Genomic DNA, 1,560 nt, shown 5'->3' with positions numbered 1-1,560 from the left:
TCGCCACCAATAAACTAGACACTTCCCAGCCGTTCTTGGTAACGGTTTTCATACTCTACCGGTGACAGCAGATTATTGGAACCATGTTTTCGTTTGCTGTTATAAAACATTTCTATGTAATCAAACACATCACTTCTGGCTTCATCCCGTGTTGAGTAGACCTTGCGCTTGATCCGTTCACGCTTCAGCAGTTGGAAAAAGCTTTCAGCCACAGCATTATCATGGCAGTTTCCACGTCGGCTCATACTGCCTTGCAAGCCATGAGTTTTAAGGAATGCCTGCCAGTCATGGCTGGTGTATTGGCTTCCTTGATCGGAATGCACCATCACCTGTTTTTTCGGCTGACGTCGCCAAACCGCCATCAGTAATGCGTTTAATACGATGTCTTTGCTGATTTGGGAATGCATCGACCAACCAACAACTTTGCGGGAGAACAGATCCACCACGACGGCCAGATACAACCAACCTTCGTGCGTGCGGATATAGGTGATATCAGTTACCCACACCTCATCAGGCGTTACCGGATTAAACTGACGCTGTAAACGGTTAGGCACGACGATATGGCTATCACCCTTGCGATACCTCGGCTTACGGTAACCAACCTGTGCTTTTAGTCCCTCAGACTGCATCAATCGATACACCCGGTTAATACCACAGCGCTCGCCTGTATCACGTAAATCTGAATGGATCTTACGGTAGCCATACACGCAACCAGATTCGAGCCAGAACTGCTTGATTAACCCTGTCAGCCGACGGTTTGCCTTATCACGCTTTGAAGACGGCAACTTGCTCCATGCATAAAAACCACTGGGGTGAACATCCAACATGTTACACAGCCAGCGTACCGGCCACCGATCGCTGTGCTCCTTGATAAAGGCGTACCTCAGTCGGACAGCTTTGCGAAGTACGCCGCGGCTTTTTTTAGAATGTCGCGCTCTTCAGTGGCCCGTTTCAATTCTTTTTGCAGGCGCTTAATCTCTGCCTGCGCTTCAGATAAATCATTGTGTTGTTTATTATCAGGGCCATACTTCTTCACCCAGGCATACAGGCTGTGTGTGGTGATATCTAAACGCTTGGCAACATCAGCGATGGAATGACCGCGATCAACAACTTGTTTAACCGCTTCGATTTTGAATTCTTCAGGATAGCGTTTGCCGCTCATAAGCACCTCTCTTTGAGTTAGTTTATCTAACTAAGAGGTGTCTAGGAAACTAGTGGCGATTCAGTTACATCTATGCAATTAGTCGATAGCCGCACCCCAAAAGTGAAAGCATTAGCCAAATATATTAAATCAGCAATGCATTCTCTTGTAGATACCAAAATCAATTTGCAGGACGCCGGGAATACATTGGGTAGCGTGTCGAGAAGCGCTGGCGGCGACGCTCTAGGTATATTGATTTCGGCACCAGCTGGTATGGGTAAAACGAATTTCAGTCAAGCTATTGTGCGTGACATGAAACACGATGTTACCCACCCTGAAGCCGACAAACGTCCGGTATTGTTGATCAAATCACCTAGTTCATCTGTTCGCGGAGGAATGACACACCTGCTGCTAGAAGC

Annotated in this window: 2 protein-coding genes; one reads left to right on the top strand and one right to left on the bottom strand. The window is 47.3% G+C overall.

What is annotated here, in order from left to right; genetic code table 11:
- Positions 1-14: 14 nt before the first annotated feature.
- Positions 15-1,162, bottom strand: a protein-coding gene (locus tag COW15_RS13120) for an IS3 family transposase (protein ID WP_293632976.1) whose coding sequence is annotated in 2 segments (ribosomal slippage) — positions 15-925 and positions 925-1,162 — 1,149 coding nt in all. Because the reading frame shifts where the segments join, the coding sequence is not laid out codon by codon here.
- 72 nt (positions 1,163-1,234) lie between these two features.
- On the opposite strand from COW15_RS13120, the gene COW15_RS13115 reads away from it, so the two are divergent.
- The coding region (locus tag COW15_RS13115) for a hypothetical protein (RefSeq protein ID WP_293632975.1) at positions 1,235-1,560 on the top strand (326 nt) is incomplete at its 3' end.

This window comes from Shewanella sp. CG12_big_fil_rev_8_21_14_0_65_47_15 (genome assembly GCF_002783505.1).
Taxonomy (GTDB): domain Bacteria; phylum Pseudomonadota; class Gammaproteobacteria; order Enterobacterales; family Shewanellaceae; genus Shewanella.
Note: the sequence above shows the minus strand (reverse complement) of the source record. Positions and strands in the feature narration are given on the sequence as shown.